This is a genomic window from Neisseria sp. HMSC067G12 (assembly GCF_001812725.1).
Lineage (GTDB): Bacteria > Pseudomonadota > Gammaproteobacteria > Burkholderiales > Neisseriaceae > Neisseria > Neisseria perflava.
Map to the genome: position 1 here is coordinate 1 of NZ_KV810183.1, position 481 is coordinate 481.

The following is a 481-nucleotide window of genomic DNA, read 5'->3' on the forward strand; positions in this document are numbered from 1 at the left end:
ACACTCCGCATCATTGCCCCTAAATATCTCCTCACCGTCCGTACAGCTGCCCTTCCCCTTCATCTTCCCGCACACCACCGCCGTCAGCGACTCGTTCAAGCGCAGCACCCTCGGCTCCGCCTCCCTGTCCAGCGCCACCGCCTTCAAGGTAAACTTACCCTCCAGGATGCCCTTAGCCTGACCGCTCATCCTGATACAGAAACCGCCCGCCTCCTTCACCGGCAGTTCCGGCCACTTCGTCGACGTCAGCTTAAAGCTGCCCTTTTTCGTATAGAACTGCTCCATAAAGCGCGCATTTTCCAGCAGCGCTGCATGAGCCGCACGCAGGTTGGCCGAGCGGACCGATTCCCGATAGACCGTAAAGGCCGCCGTTGCCAAGATCGAAACCAGCAGCATCACCACCAGCAGCTGTATCAAGGAGTAGCCCCTCTGCACAGTTGCCCTATCCCATTTTCTGTCAAATGCCTTTAAGTACATATCT

1 protein-coding gene is annotated in these 481 nt (G+C 57.2%); it reads right to left on the minus strand.

What is annotated here, in order from left to right; translation table 11 throughout:
* A partial coding sequence (locus tag HMPREF2871_RS02510; RefSeq protein WP_049337967.1) for a type IV pilin protein occupies positions 1 to 477 on the minus strand: 477 nt, incomplete at its 3' end.
* Positions 478 to 481 lie beyond the last annotated feature (4 nt).